The sequence below is a fragment of the Bartonella sp. MR168JLCBS genome (assembly GCF_042194175.1).
This window is the reverse complement of record NZ_JBHIMP010000601.1, coordinates 1-553: the sequence shown is the minus strand read 5'-3', so window position 1 is coordinate 553 and position 553 is coordinate 1. Positions and strand designations below refer to the sequence as shown.

At 40.7% G+C, this 553-nt stretch carries 1 protein-coding gene; it reads right to left on the bottom strand.

All coding sequences use genetic code 11. The features are described from left to right. Nucleotides 1-505: Bax inhibitor-1/YccA family protein (locus ACFIK8_RS12940; protein ID WP_375669654.1), on the bottom strand; the 505-nt coding region annotated here is incomplete at its 3' end. Between the last annotated feature and the right edge of the window lie 48 nt (nucleotides 506-553).

Sequence of the window (553 nt, the reverse complement as noted above, 5' to 3'; positions counted from 1 at the left end):
AAAAGAATGAGCCCATCGCTGTGAGATCGCGCTTTGTTGTATATCCATAAAGCGAAAGAGCACCAAAAGCTGCAGCGGTAATAACAAATGTTTGTACAATACTTTCTGTTGTATAACGCAAAATGATAGAGGACAGTGAAAGCCCAACGAGGGCAGCATAACCAAAAAAGAGACTCCGGGCAACACTTGTACTCAACGTATTAATTTTGAAACTAAGGAATAATACCGCCACAAGTGGTGCAAACATAACAATGTAAGAGAATGGCGATGTATAAAATGTTACTCCAAATGAAGTTAAGTAGACACTGCTATTGATTTGTGCGGCTGCCTGACTCATCTCCGTTGTTGTTGCTAATGATGCAATTGCATAAGCGGTAGCAGCTGTAACAAGCAAACCAATGGCCATCGTGTTGTAGACACCCACCATATAGCTACGCAATCCTTGATCAATTGAAGCATCGGCATGAGAAATAGGTGCCGAACGTAAATTTTTGAAATCAGCCATAATATAAAGTCCTTTAGCATATGTTCCGTCAGGTATTGGGGTTAGAAA